16 protein-coding genes are annotated in these 20,612 nt (G+C 62.0%); 8 read left to right on the top strand and 8 right to left on the bottom strand.

What is annotated here, in order from left to right; genetic code table 11:
* Positions 1–20: 20 nt before the first annotated feature.
* The 4 genes from HPY64_02205 to HPY64_02190 form a co-directional block, all read right to left on the bottom strand.
* The gene (locus HPY64_02205; GenBank protein NPV65940.1) at positions 21–743 is read right to left on the bottom strand and encodes a hypothetical protein; all 723 of its coding nucleotides are present in this window, start codon (positions 741–743) and stop codon (positions 21–23) included.
* A 337-nt stretch (positions 744–1,080) separates the two neighbouring features.
* A complete protein-coding gene (locus HPY64_02200) occupies positions 1,081–2,088 on the bottom strand; it encodes a dimethyl sulfoxide reductase anchor subunit (GenBank protein NPV65939.1) in 1,008 nt (335 codons plus the stop codon).
* Positions 2,089–2,108: 20 nt separating this feature from the next.
* Complete coding sequence (locus HPY64_02195) at positions 2,109–2,699, bottom strand: hypothetical protein (protein ID NPV65938.1); 591 nt, start codon at positions 2,697–2,699, stop codon at positions 2,109–2,111.
* A gap of 11 nt (positions 2,700–2,710) precedes the next feature.
* Complete coding sequence (locus tag HPY64_02190; protein NPV65937.1) at positions 2,711–5,131, bottom strand: molybdopterin-dependent oxidoreductase; 2,421 nt, start codon at positions 5,129–5,131, stop codon at positions 2,711–2,713.
* Positions 5,132–5,650: 519 nt separating this feature from the next.
* Between HPY64_02190 and HPY64_02185 the strand changes: the two genes are divergently transcribed.
* From HPY64_02185 to HPY64_02155, 7 genes are all read left to right on the top strand, one after another.
* Positions 5,651–6,502, top strand: coding sequence for a hypothetical protein (locus tag HPY64_02185; protein NPV65936.1), 852 nt, complete (start codon positions 5,651–5,653; stop codon positions 6,500–6,502).
* 5 nt (positions 6,503–6,507) lie between these two features.
* Positions 6,508–8,367 (top strand): carboxypeptidase regulatory-like domain-containing protein, encoded by a 1,860-nt coding sequence (locus HPY64_02180; GenBank protein NPV65935.1) that lies wholly within the window; start codon positions 6,508–6,510, stop codon positions 8,365–8,367.
* 26 nt (positions 8,368–8,393) lie between these two features.
* Positions 8,394–9,938, top strand: a complete 1,545-nt coding sequence (locus HPY64_02175; GenBank protein ID NPV65934.1) for a GAF domain-containing sensor histidine kinase — start codon at positions 8,394–8,396, stop codon at positions 9,936–9,938.
* Between the two features lie 84 nt (positions 9,939–10,022).
* Positions 10,023–10,709: a hypothetical protein gene (locus HPY64_02170; GenBank protein ID NPV65933.1), complete on the top strand. Its 687-nt coding sequence runs from the start codon at positions 10,023–10,025 to the stop codon at positions 10,707–10,709.
* On the top strand, positions 10,706–11,341 hold the full coding sequence (locus HPY64_02165; GenBank protein NPV65932.1) for a response regulator transcription factor: 636 nt from the start codon (positions 10,706–10,708) through the stop codon (positions 11,339–11,341). Before HPY64_02170 ends, HPY64_02165 begins: the two co-directional genes overlap by 4 nt.
* A gap of 12 nt (positions 11,342–11,353) precedes the next feature.
* The gene (locus tag HPY64_02160; GenBank protein NPV65931.1) at positions 11,354–12,430 is read left to right on the top strand and encodes a 4Fe-4S binding protein; all 1,077 of its coding nucleotides are present in this window, start codon (positions 11,354–11,356) and stop codon (positions 12,428–12,430) included.
* Between the two features lie 163 nt (positions 12,431–12,593).
* On the top strand, positions 12,594–14,429 hold the full coding sequence (locus HPY64_02155; protein NPV65930.1) for a beta-galactosidase: 1,836 nt from the start codon (positions 12,594–12,596) through the stop codon (positions 14,427–14,429).
* A gap of 76 nt (positions 14,430–14,505) precedes the next feature.
* On the opposite strand, the gene HPY64_02150 is transcribed toward HPY64_02155, so the two are convergent.
* The 3 genes from HPY64_02150 to HPY64_02140 all read right to left on the bottom strand — a co-directional run bounded on the left by HPY64_02150 (position 14,506) and on the right by HPY64_02140 (position 18,466).
* A complete protein-coding gene (locus HPY64_02150) occupies positions 14,506–16,761 on the bottom strand; it encodes a SpoIIE family protein phosphatase (GenBank protein ID NPV65929.1) in 2,256 nt (751 codons plus the stop codon).
* Positions 16,762–16,845: 84 nt separating this feature from the next.
* Positions 16,846–17,919: a hypothetical protein gene (locus tag HPY64_02145; protein NPV65928.1), complete on the bottom strand. Its 1,074-nt coding sequence runs from the start codon at positions 17,917–17,919 to the stop codon at positions 16,846–16,848.
* Between the two features lie 70 nt (positions 17,920–17,989).
* On the bottom strand, positions 17,990–18,466 hold the full coding sequence (locus tag HPY64_02140; GenBank protein ID NPV65927.1) for a transcriptional repressor: 477 nt from the start codon (positions 18,464–18,466) through the stop codon (positions 17,990–17,992).
* Between the two features lie 114 nt (positions 18,467–18,580).
* On the opposite strand from HPY64_02140, the gene HPY64_02135 reads away from it, so the two are divergent.
* Positions 18,581–19,723 carry a cation transporter gene (locus tag HPY64_02135; protein NPV65926.1) on the top strand — a complete coding sequence of 381 codons (1,143 nt, stop codon included), beginning with the start codon at positions 18,581–18,583 and terminating at the stop codon, positions 19,721–19,723.
* A gap of 101 nt (positions 19,724–19,824) precedes the next feature.
* On the opposite strand, the gene HPY64_02130 is transcribed toward HPY64_02135, so the two are convergent.
* Complete coding sequence (locus tag HPY64_02130) at positions 19,825–20,571, bottom strand: GlcNAc-PI de-N-acetylase (protein ID NPV65925.1); 747 nt, start codon at positions 20,569–20,571, stop codon at positions 19,825–19,827.
* Positions 20,572–20,612: the final 41 nt, after the last annotated feature.

Raw genomic sequence — 20,612 nt, 5'->3', positions numbered from 1 at the left:
ATGCTCCTGATGGCAGGGGCCTATTTCGCTTCCAGGCTAACGATGTCCTGAACCCAGTTTTTGCTGGGGAAGCCGGGCATGACCAGGCGCAGGCCGCCTTCATCCTGCCTGATGATCAGGCAATCGGCGCAGGTTTTCGCTGCGGCCAGATCGATCTCGGCGGTGAAGTCGTCCGCAGCGGTGGCAACCAGCGTGGCCGCGCCATCTTCCACGCCAGCGGCTTCCAGAAAGGCAGCCAGACTGACACCGGTGTATTCTGCTTCCGGATCGTCTTCCTTCGGCCCGGCAGCGGTGACAGTCTGCATTCCAAGCGCTTCGATCTCTGCCCAGGTCCACTCACGGGCTTCAGCAAACAGGCCGGTGAGCGTCAGTGTTTCGGTTACCTCGCTACCTCCAGCGCCGCCAGCTGCTTCCGCCAGGGTGGTTAGCTCACGAATCTGAGCGCGAAGCTGGTCAATTTTGGCCTGCACTGACGCCCCTTCAGAACCGGATGCCTGCTGCAGGTGCTGCTCCTCCAGGGTGAGTTCTTCCTGAAGGGCTTCGACAGTGGCATAAAGCTCTGGGGCAGACAGCGCGGCAAGGTCAACCGTTGGCTCCGGCGTTCTGGTGGGAGCCGGAGTGTTCGTTGGTGCTGGTGTGTCGGTGGGCTGCGGGGTGCTGGTTGGGGTTGCGCCACCGCCGCAGGCTGTCAGCAGCAAGATCAGGAACAGAACTGCGAATGGAAACCCGTGGTGCCTGTGCATAGTCTGGGATACTCCCTGTACAATGAGTCGTCTTGTGGCATGCCCGGATCGGTTGCCGAACAGTGTTTGCCGTGACCAATCGGCGGGCCTGCCAACGACTAACGTGAACGCTCCAGCTCATGATGGCGTCAAGCAACAGGATGGGTGACTGCTGTAACGGGGTATAGCTTGCCTGACGCGTCCGGCAAATGTGATGGTGACCGGTTCAGAAGATCTTCATTCTAAATCACATTGTAACCATTGCAGATGTTCGCTACAACAACAGAGTAAGGCGGCGAAGTGGGAATCCCCGCCGCGCCGCCTTATCTCGTTGCGCTTCAGCGCGGTCAGGTGGAGCTTAAGGTCCGCCTACCAGCAATACCGCGTTTCGTGCGTAGAACAGGTAGCGGCCGATGAACGCTGCCACCAGCACGCAGACAAAGGCTCCCACCACCAGCAGGTACAGCAACGATCGACGCTTCCCCTCAGCTGTAGCGACGTACCAGGCGAAACCACTCAGGATTCCCGCCCCAGTGAACGTCAGGAACAGGTACAGGAAGAACCACGTGGCGAACTCTGTATTCAGCATCATGAGGATGCTGCTGGTCAGACGGTCGCCCATGGTGCCCAGGTACACCAGGTAGATCGGGGTGCTCACAAACAGCACGCCGATTGCGGCGATGGCAGCGAAGGCCATCCCCTTGATTGAGTCCCGGAGCAGGCCAAGCTGGATCTGTAGAGTCTCTTTGTCCGCCTTGCTGCGCCGTTCCAGCCACAAGGTGTTACCGACAAAGCCAACACCGAGGGCCAATGCTCCCAGCATGACCATATCGGTGAAGAAGATGATCACCGTGTGGAAGTGGGCCCAGCCGGTCTGCCGGACGGCCAGGCGCGGGTCATAGTAGATCATCGCCGCGCTCAGGACGAACAGCAGGCCGAAGATGGCCGCGATCCAGGCCAGCACGATGCGGATTGTGGGCAAGGCTTTGCGCAAACCGGGCGAGAGGGGAAGTTCCTCATCGCGCTTGAACAGCGTCAGAGCCTGCAGAATAGCAAACGCACCGCCAACAACCAGAAATGCTCCGTAAGCGGCAACTTCACGTGCCAACCAGGAGGTATCCAGGTTGCTGAGCATGTTGAACACGCGCTCCGGGTTGCCGACATGGCCAAAAACAGCGGCCATGCCAATCACCAGGATCGGGCCTAGCGCCAGCAAAGCCCGTGTGCTCAACAGGTCTGCTTGCTGCAGGCCGGCCTTGCGCACGGCGTAGAAGTGAGCCACACCAAGGGCCAGGAAAGCGCCAACGGACATCTGACCCAACACATTGAAAATGATCAGCGACCACTCGTTGTTGGGGTGCAGCATAGGTCAGATCTCTTCCTGGTTCAGAATAGCCCCGGCAAGCACGCTAACCTGCTTGTGTGGCGTGTACAGGGCATTGGGGCCGAAGTCCTGCGGCTCCGCCAGAGGCGCCACCGGGAACACCGCCTCAGGATGGCGAGCCTTGAGTTCCTCAATATCCCCCCATTCCATCGCTCGCATCGGGCAGGCCTCGACACAGGCCGGTGCACCGCCCGCATCGACGATGTCCTTGCAGAAGTCGCACTTGTCACCACCCCGCGGTCCTCGTAGAAGATCGGGGCGCCCCACAGGCAGGCCCACTCGCAGTAGTGGCAGCCGATGCACTGGTCGACATTGATCTTGACGATGCCGTTTTCGTCCTTGCTGATCGCCGCCGTTGGGCAGACGGGCAGACAGGGCGGGTTGGAGCAGTGGTGACAGGCCGTCGGTACAAAGTAGGCGAAGATGTTTGGCTGCCAGGCGTTGCCGACCTTCGTCCACTCCCCGCCGCCGTACTCGATCACCCGGCGCCAGTTGAAGCCCACCTCGTTGTTGGCCCGGTCTTTGCAGGCCATCTGGCATGCCTTGCAGCCGATGCAGGCGTTAAGGTCTACGTAGAAACCATACTGAGCCATGATTTTACCTCCTAGGCTTTCTCGACCTGCACCATGATGGTCTGCTGGGTGTTCCCGAATGCGTATGGCGAGGGGCGCTCACTGGTGAGCACGTTGACGCAACCGCGCCGGTCAACGCCGTTTGCATCTGGCGTATACCAGCCGCCCTGCGGAACATTCACCACGCCGGGCATGATGCGCGGAGTCACGCGGGCCGGAAGCAGCATGGAGCCACGGTTGTTGAAGACTCGCACCAGATCGCCATCTTTGATCCCACGCGCTTCCGCGTCGATCGGGTTCATAAACACGCGCTGCGGGAAGGCTTCCTCCATCCAGTCAATGTTGTCGAAGGTGGAGTGGATGCGGTGCATGTAGTGGTGACCGATGGCCTGCAGCGGGTATTCCTCAGCTTCTGGCCCGAAGGGGCTTTCCCATTCCTGGATGTACTTGGGGATGGGCGGCACTTCCTCGGGCTTATTGACGGCAGCCATGGCAGTCGAGAAGATCTCAATCAGGCCGGAAGGCGTGCTGAGCGGTTTGGCGGCCGGATCGGCGATGAAATCAGCGAAGGCCACCGGCGGATTCTCCGTGTACGGGACGGTCATGGATCCACGCGCCTCAAACGATTCGCGGTTGCCGTAGATGTTCCCGTATTCGTTGACAAGCTGATCGACCCACTGGTTGTACCAGTCAAGCTCGGTCTTGCCGCCCTCGGTGAACTCATCGTAGATGCCCAGTCGCTCGGCGATCATTGCACAGATGGCGTAGTCGCTCTTGGTGCCATACAGCGGCTCGATCACCTGTGGCATCAGGATACGGGAGGGACTGTACTTCCAGTTGCTGGCCATGCCCCAGGTTTCCCAGAAGGTGCAGGCCGGCAGCACGATATCGGAGTAACGGGCCGAGGGGGTCAGGAAGTGCTCATGACTGACAATGAATTCGGCCAACGATTCATCCTTGAGGATTTCGATGGTGCGGTTGACATTGCCGTGCTGGTTGACGATGCAGTTGCCCGCTGGATTGTAGAGGAACTTGATGCTGTTGGGCAGCGTTTCCTCGCCGTCAGCCAGGCCACGCACGCCGTCCGCACGTCCCATCTCCTTACCACGCAGGATCGCATCAGTGAACAGGAAGCTGGGGATCGAATAGGGTACCGGGTTGGCTACACTGGGGAAGCCGGCGCCGGGTGTGCCTTCCGCGCTGATGGCGAAGGCGATACCGGAGGCCCAGCCGCCGGAGATGCCGATATTGCCAGTCAGGACGGGTAGCACACAGCCCATGCGTACAACCTGCTCACCATAGGCACGGCGCTGGATGCCGTAGCCCTGGTAGAGCATGGCAGGCTTGGTAGTGGCGTACTCACGCCCGATGCGGGCAATAGTCGCCGCTGGGACGCCGGTGATGGCTTCGGCCCATTCAGGAGTCTTGGGAGTGCCATCGCTTTCGCCCAGGATATAAGCCTTGAACGACTCGGCGTTCTCATAGCCTTCAGGCATGTGTTGCGCGTCGTAGCCCAGGGCATAGCGGTTGACGAAGTCCTCATCGACCAGGCCTTCGGTGATCATCACGTAGGCCATGGCTGCCATCATGGCCGCATCGGTGCCGGGGCGGATCGGGATCCACTCATCGGCCAGGCCGACAGCGCTCATGCTGTGGCGCGGATCGATCAGAATAGTCTTGGCGCCAGCCTGACGGGCCATCTTGACGAAATACATTGTGTTGGTCCCGTCGATCATCTCGGCCGGGTTCCAACCCCACATCAGGATCAGCCTGGTATTGAGCCAGTCAAGGCGGCTCTGGCCGGTATTCTGGGTACCGTAGACTGTCGGTGTGGCGACCTGGACGCAGGCCCATGAATAGTTGTTGTAATAACCAAGCGTGCCACCGAACAGATTCAGCATCCGCCCAACGGGCGCGGCCCCGCAGATATTGGTATAAGCACCGGTGGAGTAGTGGCTGTAGATAGCGGAGTTGCCGTACTGCTCCTTGATGCGGATCAGGTTTTCAGCAACGGTATCAATTGCCTCTTCCCAGCTGATTTCCTCGAATAGACCGGAGCCACGTGGCCCTTTCCGGCGCAGCGGCGAGCGCAGCCGGTCCGGGGCGTAGACACGACGGCGGTAAGACCGTCCGCGCACACAGGCGCGCAGTTGCGGATCCATGGGATCGTCGGGACGGTCGGTATCGGATGTTACGCGGACGACCACGCCGTCCTTGACGTGCGCCTTCAAGACACAACGACCACCGCAATTGTGTGCGCAACCGGTTGGGATGATCTTTGTCTCAGCCTGCGCCAGGGCTGTGCTGAGCGGGTAGATGCCATCGAGCAGATCAACCTTGCTGGCCAGCATCGCCGTTGCACCAACCGCCGTTGACCATTTGAGGAAGGACCGGCGATTCAGGGTTGCGCTGTTCAACTGGGTGAGCAGGTCTGTTCTTTCGTTTTTGCTCATGGAACTGCCTTTCTGACTTGTCGATCTGGCGTGAATCCCGGCAATCGAACAGCGAGAATCACAAATTTACGTCCGATGGTGTTCTCCTTTCCCCTCGCGGTTGCCGAACGTTGTGTGTAACAGTGAATTGAATCCGGACTTGTGGTGATCAATTTGACTTTAACCAACACGACTGGCTTTGTCTGTCAGTCATAACCCGTGTTTTTTGTAAGAAAAAATCTGATCTTGGGTGGTTAATGAGCAATCCTGTGACACAGTGCTCAGAGGACTGAGGGAAACCCGGCCGCAGAAACTGATCTTGTGCCAGGTAATTGCTGACACAAGACGTCATAAAGAGGTGAGCAGCGTCAGTATAATGGTTGTAGTAGCGCAACGTGCAATTGACGAGGCAAGGTCGGCATGCGGCTTCTGGCGCAGATGCTGATGGGGATTGGAATAGGCCTACTGGGGGCGGTTGGCCTTCTCCTTGCTGCCGGACTCGCTCCAATTGACGTCCAGGCACAGGGGGGGGCAGCTACAGTGACGCCTTCATCTGGCAGTGATATTGCCAGCCCTGCCCAGGTAGCCGCGGCTTTTGCTGCCTGGGAACGGTCTGGCCATGCGGCGACCTATGACAACGGCCTGGGCGCGGATACGACCTGCGCACGCTGCAAATCCCCCCTGAACTGGGACCCGGAACATCCCGCCGCCGAGGCGGCGCTCGATTGCGCTGCCTGTAAGCGCATCCCAGGGGAAGCACGCCCGGTGCTCGCGGGCGGCGAGCCGGTGGCGGAGGCAGACTGGCATCATATTGGTTGCCCCATCTGCCATGAACCGGTGGGCGATTCCTACCGGATCACCCCGATGTTCTGGAACCAGGCCCTCGGCGCTTATGAGCCGGTTGAGACCACCGACGCGCTATGCGCCCACTGCCATGAGGGGCAGCACGGCTTTCAGGTAGTTGAGGAAATGAGCGCTGATCAGGCTCATCCCGGCTGGGGATGCCTGGCATGTCACGATCCCCATGGCGGGGAGAACATCGCTTGTGAGGATTGCCATGATCCCTTGCAAGGAACCGCCGTTGAGGTCCATGCCGACCATTACCCGCAGGTTCACTGTTCGGCCTGCCACGACCGGGGCGGCCTGAACCTGTGGCGCGACCGCGATCCGGCCTCGAACTTCTACGGCCAGGTGATCACAGTTCGCTTTGCCCATACACTTACCTCCTGGCCATCTCATAACTTGCAAACCAAGGTTGCCTGTGGTACCTGCCACCACGCCAGGGATGCAACCCGACCACCGCTGGCACAGGAGGTGGCCTGCGACAATCCCGCCTGCCATCCACAGGGGGCGGTGATGGCTTGGTGCCCGTATTTCACGGATCTGCGGTGACAGCCATGACACCACTACGATCCCTGCTGTTGATGTTGGTGAGTCTGTTAGGTGTGGCGCTGTTGACCAGTGGAACCGCCGCGCAGGGGCCATCGGGAAGCCTGGAGGTTCTACTAGCTTCCCCGGGCCAGGGGGAGACATTCTATGCTGCTCCCACCGGCGTACTGACCAGCGTGCCTATCTCCGGTCGGGTGATCAGCTATGACGCGCCGGTTGACTTGACGAGTGTTGAGTTGACACTGACGTTCATCGATGAGACTGGCGCGGCAGTTGAGAGCCGTGTTCCTGTTGGTGCGGATGGCTACTTTCATATCTGGGCGACGATCAACCCCCATAATTCGCTGCCGACCATCGAAATTCATGAGGCCGATTTGTGTCTGACCTGCCACAATTTTGGCCAGATAGCAGTGCCGGGCGGCACAGTGCAACTACTCGTTCACGCCCGGACGCCCGATGGATTGACCGGCAGCGCTGTTCGCCAGATCAGGCTAGATCGCGGGGTTTTCCGGACCCTGATGGTGCAGGTAGAGGGGTTGCCAGAGGATGTGCAGGGGGCGCAGGTCGTGGCCAGCACAACCATCTATGAGTGGCGGCCACGCTCCTTTTATGCCAGTGTCCTGGATGGCCGGGCGATGGTGAACATTGAAGGGCTATCCTATGCCGACCTGACTTACCAGGTTTCGCTGACGCCGGTGGTTGCCGGTGATACACGTTACGAAGCCGAACCGCAGACTGTAGTGCTGCCTGCTGGTGTATCTGTACTGTCGCCGGTGACGCTGACCGCCCGGCCTGTGCGCGGGGCGGTCAGCGGTTGGGTTGTGGATGGTGTTTCCGGGGCGGGCGCCAGCGCAACCATTCTGGCTGTTGATCTGTTGACCGGCGCCGCCCGGCGTACTATGACCGCTGAGGATGGCGCTTTCCGGCTGGACGATCTGGCGGTCAGCGAGTATGCATTGCTGGCACGGAGTAGCAAGGGTTTTCATCTGCCTGTGCGGTGCGACCTGCGACAGGCACCTTTGCAGGAGGCGCTTATCCATCTGACACGCGGTGGGACGGCAACCCTACAGGGAACCGTCACGCTGGACAACCAACCGCTGCCTTTTGCGCAGGCGACGATTCCTGGCCTGGCAACGGCCCAGGCAGATCCACTTAGCGGCACATTTGAGCTGGCAGCGGTGCCGGCAGAGGGCATGGTGACGGTGGAGATCGCTGCTGCGGGGTGCTATGGCCGGCGGCTGGAGGTGCAAGCGGGTGACCTGGGATCGGTAGCGCTCACTCTCCGCCCAGATACAACGGTGATCACGCGCGGTGGCTCCCGGTTATACCTGCCGGAGGCTACTCTGGCGACGCATCATGATGACGAGATTACTTTGCAGCAGGGCGTGTTGTGGGTGAGCGGAGAAACGGGCGCGGCGACGCAGGATTTTGTCGTGCGCATCGGCGATTACCGGCTGCTTGGCACAGGCGCAAGCTTCGCCGTCGAGGCGGTGGTTGGGGCGCTCCCTCGCTTGTATGTGAGCCGGGGCATCGTGACCGCTGTCCATCGGAATGGGGAGCCGGTTAGTATTTCTGCTGGGCAAGCGCTGATTTTGAGCGGCGGAGCGGCCCGTCCGGTGGTTCTGGCGCCGGGAGCTGGGGCGCTCCTGCGGGCGATCGGGGGCAGCGTGGCCCGTTTTGAGCTGGAACCACCAGTCATGGATCGGCTGGTGACGATCGCTTGGCAGGTTGCCAGGGGTATCGCGCAGCTTCTGATGCTGGGGGCCTATGCTATTACATTTATCGGTATGCCGGTGTTGTTGATCGGGGGCGCAGCTATCTGGTTGCGTGGTCGCCACCATCACCGCCATCACCCGACGGACAGCTAGAAGGGGCACGAGCAGCCATGCAGGAGATGACAACCAAGCGCCTTATCCTGCCAGCGCGCCGCCAGGTGGTTCACCTGTGGCTGGAAGCGCTCTGCGCCAGGAATCCCATCTGGGAGCGGGAGGCATTCGAGCGCTCAGCCCTGCACGCGCTGGCCGACTTCTATTGCTTTCTGGATGAGAAATGTAGACCGGGTCTGTTTCGTCTGGACGATCTGCTTGCCACCAGCACTGCGCCGGAGAAGCTGGCTTTTCTCGATGTAGCGCGCATTTTTCTGACTCTGCGGGCGGCTTTTCGCAGGGCCCTGCTGACCTATGAAACTGAGACACAGCTGACGCTCCTGGAGTCGCTGGACGACTGGAGCGAAGCAGTGATCAAGCCCTACTCAGAGACCCGTAGCCAGCAGCTGCTTCAGCAGAAGGGCGAGATCGTCCAGCGCATGGCTGAACTGAACCTGCTCAATCACTGTGCAACCGCCCTCAGTGCAACCCTGGATCCGGTCTCGGTGTATCAGGCCTCGGCGCACCTGGCGCGCCTGCTGACCAACGCCGACTTGTGCATTGTCTTCCAGAAGGTGGATGATTATCTGTGGCCACAGGCCTCTGCCGGGGATCTCCGGTATTCCTGCAAACCTATCCGGATCAGCAACCCACAACTTCTGGATTTGATGCTGGTCGACCAGGAGCACAAGGATGTGTCCATCCAGGTTGTGCGGCGCATTCTGGGCATGCCGACAGCCCAGGCTATCGCCAGCACGCCGCTGCGTGTGGGCGATCACGTGGTCGGCAGTCTGGTCAGTGTCTATAACCAGGCGCAGACGATTACCCTGCATCAACTGCGACTGCAAGAGATCTTTGCCAGCCACGCCGCGCAGGCTATCGACAATGCCCAGTTGTATGAACGACTGGCGAATCTCACAGCCGCTCAGGAGAGGCAGCGCATTGCCTGCGAGATGCACGACACAATGTTGCAGACCCTGGTTTCTCTGAATATCACCCTGCAGGTTGCCCTGGGGCATGTGCACCATGAACGCTGGCTACAAGCGCGGGCCGTGATCGAGGAGGCGCGGCAGCTCGGTAGGCTGGCGATGCAGGAAGGCCGGGAGACTCTCAACAGGTTGCGTAGCGAGGGCAGCAGTAGAGAAGATCTGATCGGTTGTCTTCAGCCGGAATTGACCCTGTTTAGCGAACTGTCAGGCGTTACGCCGCACTTGATTGTGGATGACGAAGGCGAGGCCCTGTTGGTTTCCAAGGAGGTAGGGCATCATCTGCGCCGTCTGGTGGGCGAGGCGCTGACCAACATCTATCGCCATGCTTGCGCGACAGAAGTCACAGTAGTGGTTGGCAGGCATGATCAGGAGTTGTGGCTGGACATTCGCGATAACGGGGTTGGCTTCGTGCCAGACTCGGTGGATCAGAGCAGTTCTTTTGGCCTGACCGGTATGCGCGAGCGCGCCCGGTTCATTGATGGACAGTTGGAAGTGCAAAGCGTGGTGGGGCAGGGGACGGTTATCCACATTCGAGTCCCCTGCCGTCATGTTGCGCTGCCGGAAAATCAGACTTTTGCTGACTGACATGCGGCACTTTTCTGTCACAGGCAAGGTCTTAATCATCGTATAGTATACGTGGGCATATTCCTAAGATAAAGCAGGTGGCCGATGCCAAAGGAACATCTGGGAGAGGATGGCGAGCGCCTGTCGCTGTTGCTGACACAGGCATTGGCGGCGCGCGAAGAAGAACGGCGCTGTATCACGCGGCGATTGCAGGAAGATATCGGGCAATTGCTGGTGGCCCTGGCGGTGCAATTGCGCCTGGCCGAAGGTCTCTGTGAAGATGATCAGGAGTGTAGTTGTAGCTCTCACATTTCAAGCGCCCGGAGTCTGGTCAGCGATGCCCTGCATGAGCTTGAGCGCCTGACGCGCACATTGTTTCCGCCCGCGCTGGAAAACCAGGGTCTTGGCGCAGCGCTGGAGGTGTACGTCAAAGACTACGCCCGGAGTGCCAATATTCAGGTGGTGCTGGAAGTGGAGATCCTGCCAATCCGTCCCGTGCCGGAGATCGAGCTGGCGCTCTTTCGTATCACCCAGGAGGCCCTGGAAAATGTGCAGCGCCATGCGTATGCCACCGCAGCGCAAGTGACTGTCTGGGAGGAGCAGGGGCAATTATACCTGACGGTTGAGGATAACGGGGTTGGTTATTCGCCGGAGGCGCTCAACGGCTGGGGGTTCCTGCGGATGGCCCATCGGGCTGAGGCGCTGGGCGGCTACTGTGAGTTCAACCCTACCCCAGGCGCGGGAGCGTCCGTAAAAGTGGTTGTTCCCCTCAAGGCCAGGAGTCCGGCATGATCCGGGTTGTGATTGTTGATGACCATGCGGTGCTCCGCAGCGGCCTGCGCCTGTTGATCGAAAGCGAGCCGGATCTTCAAGTCGTAGGGGAAGCCAGTGATGGCGTGACCGCACGACGCGCTATCGAGGTTCTCCAGCCGGATGTGGTCCTGATGGATATCACTCTGCCGGATGTGGATGGGACCACAATCATCCGGGAGATGAGACAGCGCGAAGATTGCCGATCGCAGTTTCTGGTGCTGACCATGCACACCGAAGAGGAGTGGCTCCGCCCAGCGCTGGATGCTGGCGCGGCGGGCTACGTAGTGAAGTCGGTCGCCGACGATGAATTGCTGAATGCCATTCGCATGGTGCACAGCGGACATTCCTTCCTGCGGGCGGAAGCTATCTCGGTCCTGATGGATGATAGCGGGGCCGTCGAGGGAGTGCATGATAAGCTCTCTGAACGCGAGATGGAGGTGCTTGGGCTGGTAGCGCATGGCTATACCAATGCTGAGATTGGCGAGCGACTACATCTTAGCCCCAAGACGGTCGACACTTACCGCCGACGGGTCATGACCAAATTGAACCTTGATACCCGCGCTGACCTGGTCGATTATGCTCTGCGACACGGGTTGCTCAAGCCCCGCTGAGAAACTACTATTATGACACCATCCCTGGCTCAGTTAGCCAATGCCATCGGTGCGCTGGGTGATCCTTCCCCAGAGCTCGATCCTGAGCGCTGTCTGAACGTGATTCACCGGCAGGCCGGCCAGTGCCAGTTTTGCGCCGATTCCTGCCCGGTCGCCGCAATCACTCTAAATCCCGTGCCGGAATTCAATGCCGGGGTCTGTTTGGCCTGCGGGGCATGCGTCGCTGCCTGCCCTTCCGCTGCATTGCAGGGGAAGCGCTCAGCCCTGGAACTGTGGCGGGAGACACGCAAGGCTACCGTAGACGGGACTGCTACGCTGGTCTGCCGGGCAGTTGGTGGCGGTCCGTACGCTGCTGTGCGTCTCCCCTGTGTGGGCGCGTTGCCGCCGGAGTTCCTGATCAGCCTGGTGCTGGAAGGCGTTTCACACCTGATCCTCCATACGGCGAATTGCGCGGCCTGCCCGCTGGGCAGGTGCATTGCTCAAACCCGGCGCGCGATCGATCTGGCGGCGGATTTTCTGAGCCAGCTGGGCATGGCGCTGGACGTGACGCTGACGACCGAAGTGCCGCCTGCCGCGCAAGCCGCGCCATCAGCCCTGTCGCGTCGACGCTTCTTTGCCTCGATTCTGCAACCGACTGGCACGCTGAGCGTCCCCGATCACCTGGATACTTTTCTCGATCTGGGCGTCGGCTGGCGGCGGGCACTGCTGCTGGATGGCCTGACTTATGCAGCCGTCAACCCGGTGAGGGAGGCAGTCATCCCTGCGGAAACTGGCTGCTGGGGTGTGGTGGAGGTCAGCTCGCAATGCATTGGCTGCCAGATGTGCGCCCAATTCTGTCCGTCCGGTGCACTGGCGACGACCAGGGCTGAAGATGAAGTCACGCTCTGGTTCAATCCTGCCCGTTGCACGGCCTGTGGCTTGTGCACGCGAGTGTGCTTTAAGCATGCCATCGTCCTCGCGGAAACAGTCGATCTGGCTGGCCTGGTCAACGGGCAATTCGCTCCGCTGTGGCGCGGGCGGCCGTTGAGTAACCCCCTCAGTTCAACAGCGAACAAAGCCCGCCGTCGACCTGTCCAACCGGCGAGTTAGCACACAGGTGTTTGCCTCTGCCCGGCAGAGGCTGTTCGATGATTCTTCTTCCTTGCTTTTGTGCTGGAGCTATGCCATAAACAATCCTGCGTGCAGCCGGAGGGCGCCATAGCCGCCCGGATAGTGTGGCCTTTGAGGCAATCATTTGAGGGAAGAGACCTGTATGACTGTTCCACGTCCTGAATATCCGCGTCCGCAGTTTGTCCGGCCAGATTGGCTGTGCCTGAATGGCGAATGGCAATTCGAGATCGATGCTGGCGACAGCGGGCTGGAACGCGGCATGCTGGAACGCGAGTTGAGTGACCGCATCCTGGTGCCGTTCTGCCCGGAATCCCCCCTCTCCGGGATCGGTCACCTGGACTTCATGGACGCGGTCTGGTACCGCCGCCAGGTGACCATTCCGCCGGAATGGGCCGGACGGCGGGTGTTGTTGCATTTTCAGGCGGTCGATTATGATGCGACCGTCTGGGTGAATGGCTACGAGGTCGGGCGTCACCGCGGCGGCTTTGCGCCGTTCAGTTGCGACCTGAGCCGGGTGGCGCAGCCCGGCGAGACGATCACGATCGTCGTCCGCGCCCGCGATGATCATCACTCGCCCAAGCCACGCGGCAAGCAAATCCACCGCCACTACGGCCCGCGCGGGGCGCACTACCTCCGCACCACTGGCATCTGGCAGACGGTCTGGCTGGAGCCAGTGCCGGAGATCGCCCTCAAGCGCCCGCGCATCACGCCCGATGTGGCCAATAGCCTGTTCCGGCTGGAACTGCCGATCACCGGCAACCGGCCCGGACTGCGCGCTCGCGCTGTCCTCAGGGATGCAGCCGGAGTCGTCAGCAGCGCCGAGGTCCCGGCGGATTCCGACCTGGCTCCCCAGCTCTACCTGCCGGTTCCGCCGGAGCGTCGCCGTCTGTGGTCGGTCGGCGATCCGCATCTGTACGATCTGGAACTCGCGCTGGTGGACGCTGACGGGCGTGCCGTCGACCAGGCGCAGAGCTATGCCGGTCTGCGCGGGATCGCCATCGACGGCAAGGCGATCAAGATCAACGGCCAGGTGGTTTTCCAGCGGCTGGTGCTGGATCAGGGCTACTACCCGGATGGCATCCTGACCGCGCCCAGCGACGAGGCCCTGATTCGCGATATCGAGCTGAGCATGGCTGCCGGGTTCAACGGCGCACGCCTCCACCAGAAGGTGTTTGAGGAACGCTTCCTGTACCATGCTGACCGGCTGGGCTATATCGTCTGGGGCGAATTCCCCGACTGGGGTTGCTCCGGCTATGGCCCGCACGAAGATCACCAGCAGCCGGGCGCGACGTACATCACCCAGTGGCTGGAGGTGATCGAGCGCGACTATTCGCATCCGTGCATCGTTGGCTGGTGCCCGCTCAACGAGACCTACCAGACTCTGACCGACCGGATCACAGTGCTCGATGATGTCACCCGTGGGATGTTCCTGGCAGCCAAGGCGCTGGACACGACTCGCCCCGTGCTGGACGCTTCCGGTTACTCGCACCGCGTGCCGGAGGCGGATGTCTACGACAACCACGACTATACCCAGGATGTGGCCCGCTTTGCCGAGCGTCATGCCCGGACGGGGGAGGGACTGCCTTTCTACAATTCGCCAGATTACGAGTATGTCGCCTGGGACGGTCTGTCGCCCTTCCCTGGCAAGCAGTGGTCGATCGCCTATCGTGGCCAGCCATTCTTTGTCAGCGAATTCGGCGGTACCTGGTGGAATCCTGAGGCGGCGCAGGGCGATTCGTGGGGCTATGGCGAGCGACCGCGCAGCCTGGAGGAGTTCTACGCTCGCTTTGAGGGGCTGTGCAGCGCCCTGCTGGATAACCCGGCCATGTTCGGCTACTGCTACACCCAGCTCACCGATGTTTACCAGGAGCAGAACGGGATTTACACTTTTGACCGCCGGGCCAAGTTTGACCTGGAGCGCATCCGCCGTATCCAGACCCGCCAGGCGGCCATTGAGAAGCTGTATTCCGGGGGCTAGAGTTCCCCCCAGATGACGTAACATGCCAGCGGGGGGCCGGCTGATGGCTCCCCGTTTGGCTTTCCGGCGGGCGCGGCTAGGCGCTCACGCCCAGGATCAGCATGGTCATATCGTCGAACTGCTCAACGTCGCCCTGGTAAGCGGCCAGGTGGTCGAAGACGGCCCGGCACAGGGCGTCAGGGGGCAGGGCACTGTAAGCCTGCAGCAGGTTTTTGAGCCGGTCACGATCGTACAGGCGACCATCTGCCGCCTGCACATCGATCAGGCCGTCAGTATAAAGCACCAGCCTGTCGCCGGGACGCAGATCGATCTGCTCTTCTGAGAGCGCCAGGCGGTTTCCTTCCAGCAGGCCCAGGGCCAGACCGCTTCCCTGCAGTTCAACGGCCTGCGCACCTCGCAGCAGCAACGGCCGGTCATGCCCGGCCCGGCTATAGGTCAGGCGACCGGTGGCCTGCTCCACCACGCCGTAGAAGATCGTGACGAACATGTCCGGTTCGCCAAGCTCCAGCAGCAGGCGGTTGACAGCGGTCAGCACTGCGGTGGGGGAGGCCGTGCGCCGGGCTTCTGCCAGCAACAGGCTGCGCGTCAGGGCCATGAACAGCGCCGCTGGCATCCCCTTGCCGGAGACATCCGCGATGGCCAGGGCAAAGTGGTTGTCGTCCAGCCGGATCACGTCGTAAAAGTCACCGCCCACCTGGCGGGCTGGCTCGCTACCGGCGGCGAAGCTGTAGCCGGGGATACGCGGGAAGGTGCGCGGCAACATGCTCTGCTGCACCTGGCGGGCCAGCGCCAGTTCGTGTTCCAGGCGTTCCTTTTTGGCCAGCTCGATCTGGGCCGCCTCAAGCTGGGTGATCTTCGACTGGAGCGCCTCGATCAGACCGGCCCGCTGGATGGCCAGGGCGGCCTGGTTGGCAAAGGCATGAACCAGGGCGATCTCGCCCGGTGTGAAGCGCCCTTTGAAGGTCGAATGCACGATCATCAGGCCGACCGGTTGATCCTGCGCTGCCAGCGGGATGCGCAACCCGACCCGCAGACGTGCTCCCTCCAGATCGGGATGGCGCGGGGGGATGCCCGGCGGCCAGGTGTGGAAGGGGGTCGGCGTCGCCCCGCTGAATTCAGCCGGATCAAGGCTGATCTGCCGGCCGACGTGATCCGGTTGCCAGCCGCTGACGGCCAGCACCTCCGCCTGGTTGCCTGGCAGTAGCAGATAGAGGATGGTCCGGTCGGCCCCGCACAGATCGCGCACACAGGCGCAAACACGGTGGCCCAGCCCGGCCAGTGAGGTCGAGCCAAGCAGGCTGTGGCTGATGCCCTGCAGCGTGATCAGGGCTTTGGTGCGCTCCTCCAGGACGCGGTTGGCGCTTTCCAGCTGGGCCAGCTTTTGCTGCAACCGGGTATTAAGGTCGGCCAGCGCGGTTTCGCTGGCGGTGAGCAGGTGGTAGGTGTGCAGCAACTGGCCGTGCTCAAAGCGCAGGGCATCGGCCAGGGACAGATGGCCGAGCGCGGCCAGCTGCACGGCATACTGCTCCATCGCCAGCAGGTTGCCCTCCTGCGCATGATGGATGTCAAAGAGCAGAACATCGCCGTAGCGCCCTGTGCCGCCGCAACGATCGCAACTGCCGGGCACGTAAAACAGCATGCTTTCGCCGGGCGTGGGCGGCGCATCGGGGGAGTGCTCTGCCAGCGCCGCGCGCCCCAACGCCTCGTAGTCCGGGCAAAGCTGACGCAGGATTTCCTGCTGGCGGGCTGTCGGTAGCACTGGCTGTCGGCAGACCGGGCAGAGCGCCGGGAGACGCTCCACCGTGACCGTCCAGCGCAGGTGATTGAGGTAACTCTCGTCCGCGCCAAGCGCCGTCAGTTGCCCGGCGATCTGACTGCCGCGAAAGATCGTGTCCAGCTGGGAGAACACCAGCGCGCCCTGGGCAGCGGCTTCCAGTGCGGGAAGGGCGGTTTGCTCGCACAGACGGTCGATGACCAGCAGGTCAGGACGCCCGACGGCCAGCGTCCTGGCGATGACATCGGCGTGCGTGTTGGGGGCCGTGACCGGCAGGACGCGCACCCGCCCACGCATGTCGGGGGGCAGCCGTCCCAGCAGTTCTTCTTCAGCCACGACCACACAGGTCGCTTCCGGGCGGGTGGTTAACACTTCGCGTACCAGGATGCGAAAGATGGTGGAGCGGCCGCTGGGCAGTACGCCCTGCTGCCTGGCGCCGGTGGCCAGCGGGCGCGGGTCCAGCCCGGCGACAACCACGCAGCCGGTGCGCTCGGCAGCGATCTGCCCCACCAGCCTGTCTACCGCCGCCAGGTGGAAGAAAGCCTCAAGCGTGAGCAACTGTGTTCCCCCTCCTGACCAGTTTGTGCGCGGGATGGTCACCTGTTAGTGTGGCGACGGCCGGACAGCCGCCGGGGACAGCGGTCAGCGGTAAGCGCCGTACTCGCGGATGGTCTCGTAAACGGCCAGCAGGTTTTCTACCGGCGTCTCTTCCAGGATGTAATCGTGGCTGGGGCTGGCGACGTAACCGCCGCCGGGCATCATGATCTCCAGGACGCGGCGGGTTTCGGCGCGGGCCTGGTCAGGCGTGCCCTCGATCAGCAGTTGCGTGTTGATCGCACCTATCAGGGTGATCGCGCCGCCGAACTCTCGCTTGAGCACGGCGGGGTCCATTCCCCGGCAGTTGGGTTGCAGGGCCTGCAGGCCGTCCAAACCCGCCTCGATCATGGCCGGGATCAGAGGGGCGAAGCCGCCGCAGCAATGCAGCAGCACCTTGAGGTTGTAGCGATGGCCGAGGTCGATCAGACGCTTGAGGTGAGGCAGGACAAAGCGCCGGAATTGCGCCTCGCCGATCTGGGGGCCGCGCTGCGTGCCGAAGTCGTTGCCGATGAAGAAGATGTCGATGATATCCGCCGCCGCTTCAAAGACGCGCCGGCTGACCTCGGCATAGAAATCCACGCAATGTGCCAGCACAGCATCGACAATCGCCGGCGCGTCATACATCTTCAGCAGCAGGTTTTCCATGCCCAGCAGGTCGATGGCGTCATGCCAGAAGGGCGCCCATTCTCCGCCCATGATGGCGTACTGCCCGCCGTACTGCAGCGCTTCCGCCCGGATGTGGGAGACATCCATCCAGTCCGGGTCGGGCCAGGCATAAGCGTCGATCTCGGCGGTGGATGTGGCCGCCGCCAGGGGATGGCTCATCGGCTGACCGCCTTCGTAGCCGTGACGCAGAATGCCAAAGGGCGAGCGGTAAGTTGCGCCGGGGGGCAGGTTGGTGTAGGGCGCGGCGTGATCGGGGCCAGCATAGACTGCCAGGACGCGCCGGAAGTCGTCGCCGACATAGCGGTGAAGACTTTCGTCATCCGGCAGGTTCAGGTAACGCCGCGCCTTGGCAGCAAAGGCAGGCGAAGTTCCCAGCCAGGCCGGTACATGATCCGGCTCGGTATGGTTGAAGGCTGCCAGCACCCGTTCCCGTGAAGTCATTGGCGGAGTCATACCCGGCTCCTTGTGCAAATGGCGATGGCACGCTGTTACGGCAAAGCGACCGCGCCTGTCTCAGCAGGCGCTATTCTACTCCCTGATCGGCGGCGTGGAGTGGATCAGTATCTGCCCGGCCCTCCACCTGGCAGGCGGCGCACAGTCCGTACAACACCAGATGATCCATGCGCACGGCGAAGCCGTACTCCCTGGCAATCGCCTGGAACGCCCCCCGCAGGATCGTGTCCTCGACCTCCATCTCCCGCCCGCAAGCCTGGCAGACCAGATGGTGATGCGGCGCGGCATGGGCGATCTCATATACGGTTTCGCCGGAAGCCAGTTCCGCCGAGACGACCAGTCCCAGCGCTACAAACACGTCCAGCGCGCGGTAGACGGTTGACCGGTCGATCGACCGATCCCTGGCCCGCACTCGCGCGTAGACCTCGCCCAGCGTGGTATGCCCGCCGCCTTCACATACAGCGTCCAGGATGGTCAGCCGCTGTGGCGTCACTCGCAGCCCGTGCGCCCGCATGATCTCAACGTAGTCAATCCGCTGGTGGGTCATTCCATGCCCTGATGCGATTATCGCAGTTTTTTGCAATAACGCTTTCGCCTGCTCTGCAGTGCCTATAATGTACCATACACTTCTCCCGGGTGGGGCGGTGGATTGGAGGGTAATATGCACGACAGCGCACCGGCGACAGAGCTGACGCAGGCAGAATCAGCGGCAGTGGAGTCCCATGAGCATGTTCATGGTCATGATGGCGATCACCATCATGATCATGACCACCATCATGACCATGCTCATGGCCATCATCATGATGATGGCCATGAGCACGCCCATGACCATCATCACGACGATAGCCTGTGGGGATTGATCGCCGGGGCGCTGCATCTGCCCGGCCATGCCCATTCACATGCCCGGCCTGCTTACAGCGATCCGCTCTATACCAACGAACTGGGCATCCGCACAATCAAGCTGGCGCTGGCCGCCCTGGGCCTGACGACGGTCCTGCAATTGTTGATCTACCTGGCCAGCGGCAGCGTGGCCCTGCTGGCCGATACCGTCCATAATCTAGGGGATGCGCTCAATTCCGTCCCGCTGTGGATCGCCTTCGTGCTGGCCCGCCGGGCCGCCAACCGCCGCTATACCTACGGCTATGGCCGGGCGGAGGACATCGCCGGGCTACTGATCGTCGTCTCGATCGCCTTCAGCGCCGGGTACATCCTGTGGGAATCGATCCAGAAGTTCATCCATCCTGAGCCGCTGGAGAACCTGGGCTGGGTGGCCGCGGCGGCACTGATCGGCTTCCTGGGCAATGAGTTTGTGGCGCTGCTGCAAATCCAGATCGGGCGGCGGATCGGCTCTGAGGCGATGATCACCGATGGCCGCCATGCCCGCGCTGATGGCCTGACCTCGCTGGCTGTGTTGATTGCCGTGGCCGGCACGTGGCTGGGCTACCCGATTGTTGACCCAATTATCGGCCTGCTGATTGGCCTGGCGATTGTCTTCATCACCCGCGACGCCGTGATTGCCATGTGGTACCGGCTGATGGACGCGGTAGACCCGGCGCTGGTGGACAAAGCCGAAGAAGCGATCCGCCGCGATGCCGATGTCCAGGCGGTCGAAGCGTTGCGGATGCGCTGGATAGGCCATGCGCTCCACCTGGAAGCCACCATCGCCCTGCCGCCGCAACTCACCACCGCCGTTGCCGCCGCCATCACCGACCGCATCCGTCATGAGTTGTTGCACGCGATTCCCAATCTGGCGGAGGTGCGGCTGGTAGTTACACCGAGCAATGGGGGCGTGCCGGGCGCTTGAGCCAGCAGCGTTGCCGGTTTCACCCCCCCAAAAAAGACTCAGCGTCGGCACTGCTGGCCGACGCTGTTGTCTTCTGTGCGGGCTGAGGTAGCCTGCGGCTCTTACCCCAGCAGCCGGTCCAGCACGAAAGGCCCTTCCCGCCGGTAGGCTTCGCCCATCACCGCGCCGGAGTGACCGGCCAGCCCGTTGACCAGCGCCAGCGCCAGGTCGAACTGACGGTGCAGCGCCAGGCCCAGGGCGACTCTGTCCTGACGGATGGCGTCATAGTCCGGCACGACCAGGCGCAGCAATTCCGGCGCAGCCTGCGCCTCGATCATGTCCGCGCTGAAGGCCATCTGGGAGCCGAGTGCGGCCAGTGCCTGCTGCTTGCGGGCAAATGTCCGGCTGATCTCAATCACGCAATTGGGATGTTCCGGGGTCATGTAGTAGATCGTCCGCACCAGATGGGGCGGGTGGCCGCCGCAGGCGTCGATCTGCCAGTCGCGCCCGGCCAGGGCGAAGGATTCAGTATAGAGCAGGGCGATCTGACGCCGGTCGGGGTCCAGATCGTGCTGGGCGTGTTCCGGGTCCTGGGTGATCACGATATCCGGGCGGATACGGCGCACCAGCTCTACGATCCTGATCTTCCAGGGGACATCCAGAGTCCAGTTTCCCAGCGGGAAGTCCAGGAATTCGACCTCCCTGATTCCTAGGATAGCCGCCGCTTCCCGCACCTGGGGGCGGCTTTCCGGGCGGGAGAGCAGCACAGCAGCATGGACTTCATCGCCAGCGTCGACGTGCAGGGCCAGCGCCCCGCCGCACTCCACGATCTCTAGGCCGAAGCTGGCCAGCATCAATACACGGGTCATAGTCTTTCCCTTTCGTCAGACGCACGACAGGCACGGTATAG

It is taken from the genome of Anaerolineae bacterium (assembly GCA_013178165.1).
Classification (GTDB): domain Bacteria; phylum Chloroflexota; class Anaerolineae; order Aggregatilineales; family Ch27; genus Ch27.
The sequence above is the reverse complement of the archived record's forward strand: the minus strand, read 5'-3'. Positions and strand labels throughout refer to the sequence as shown.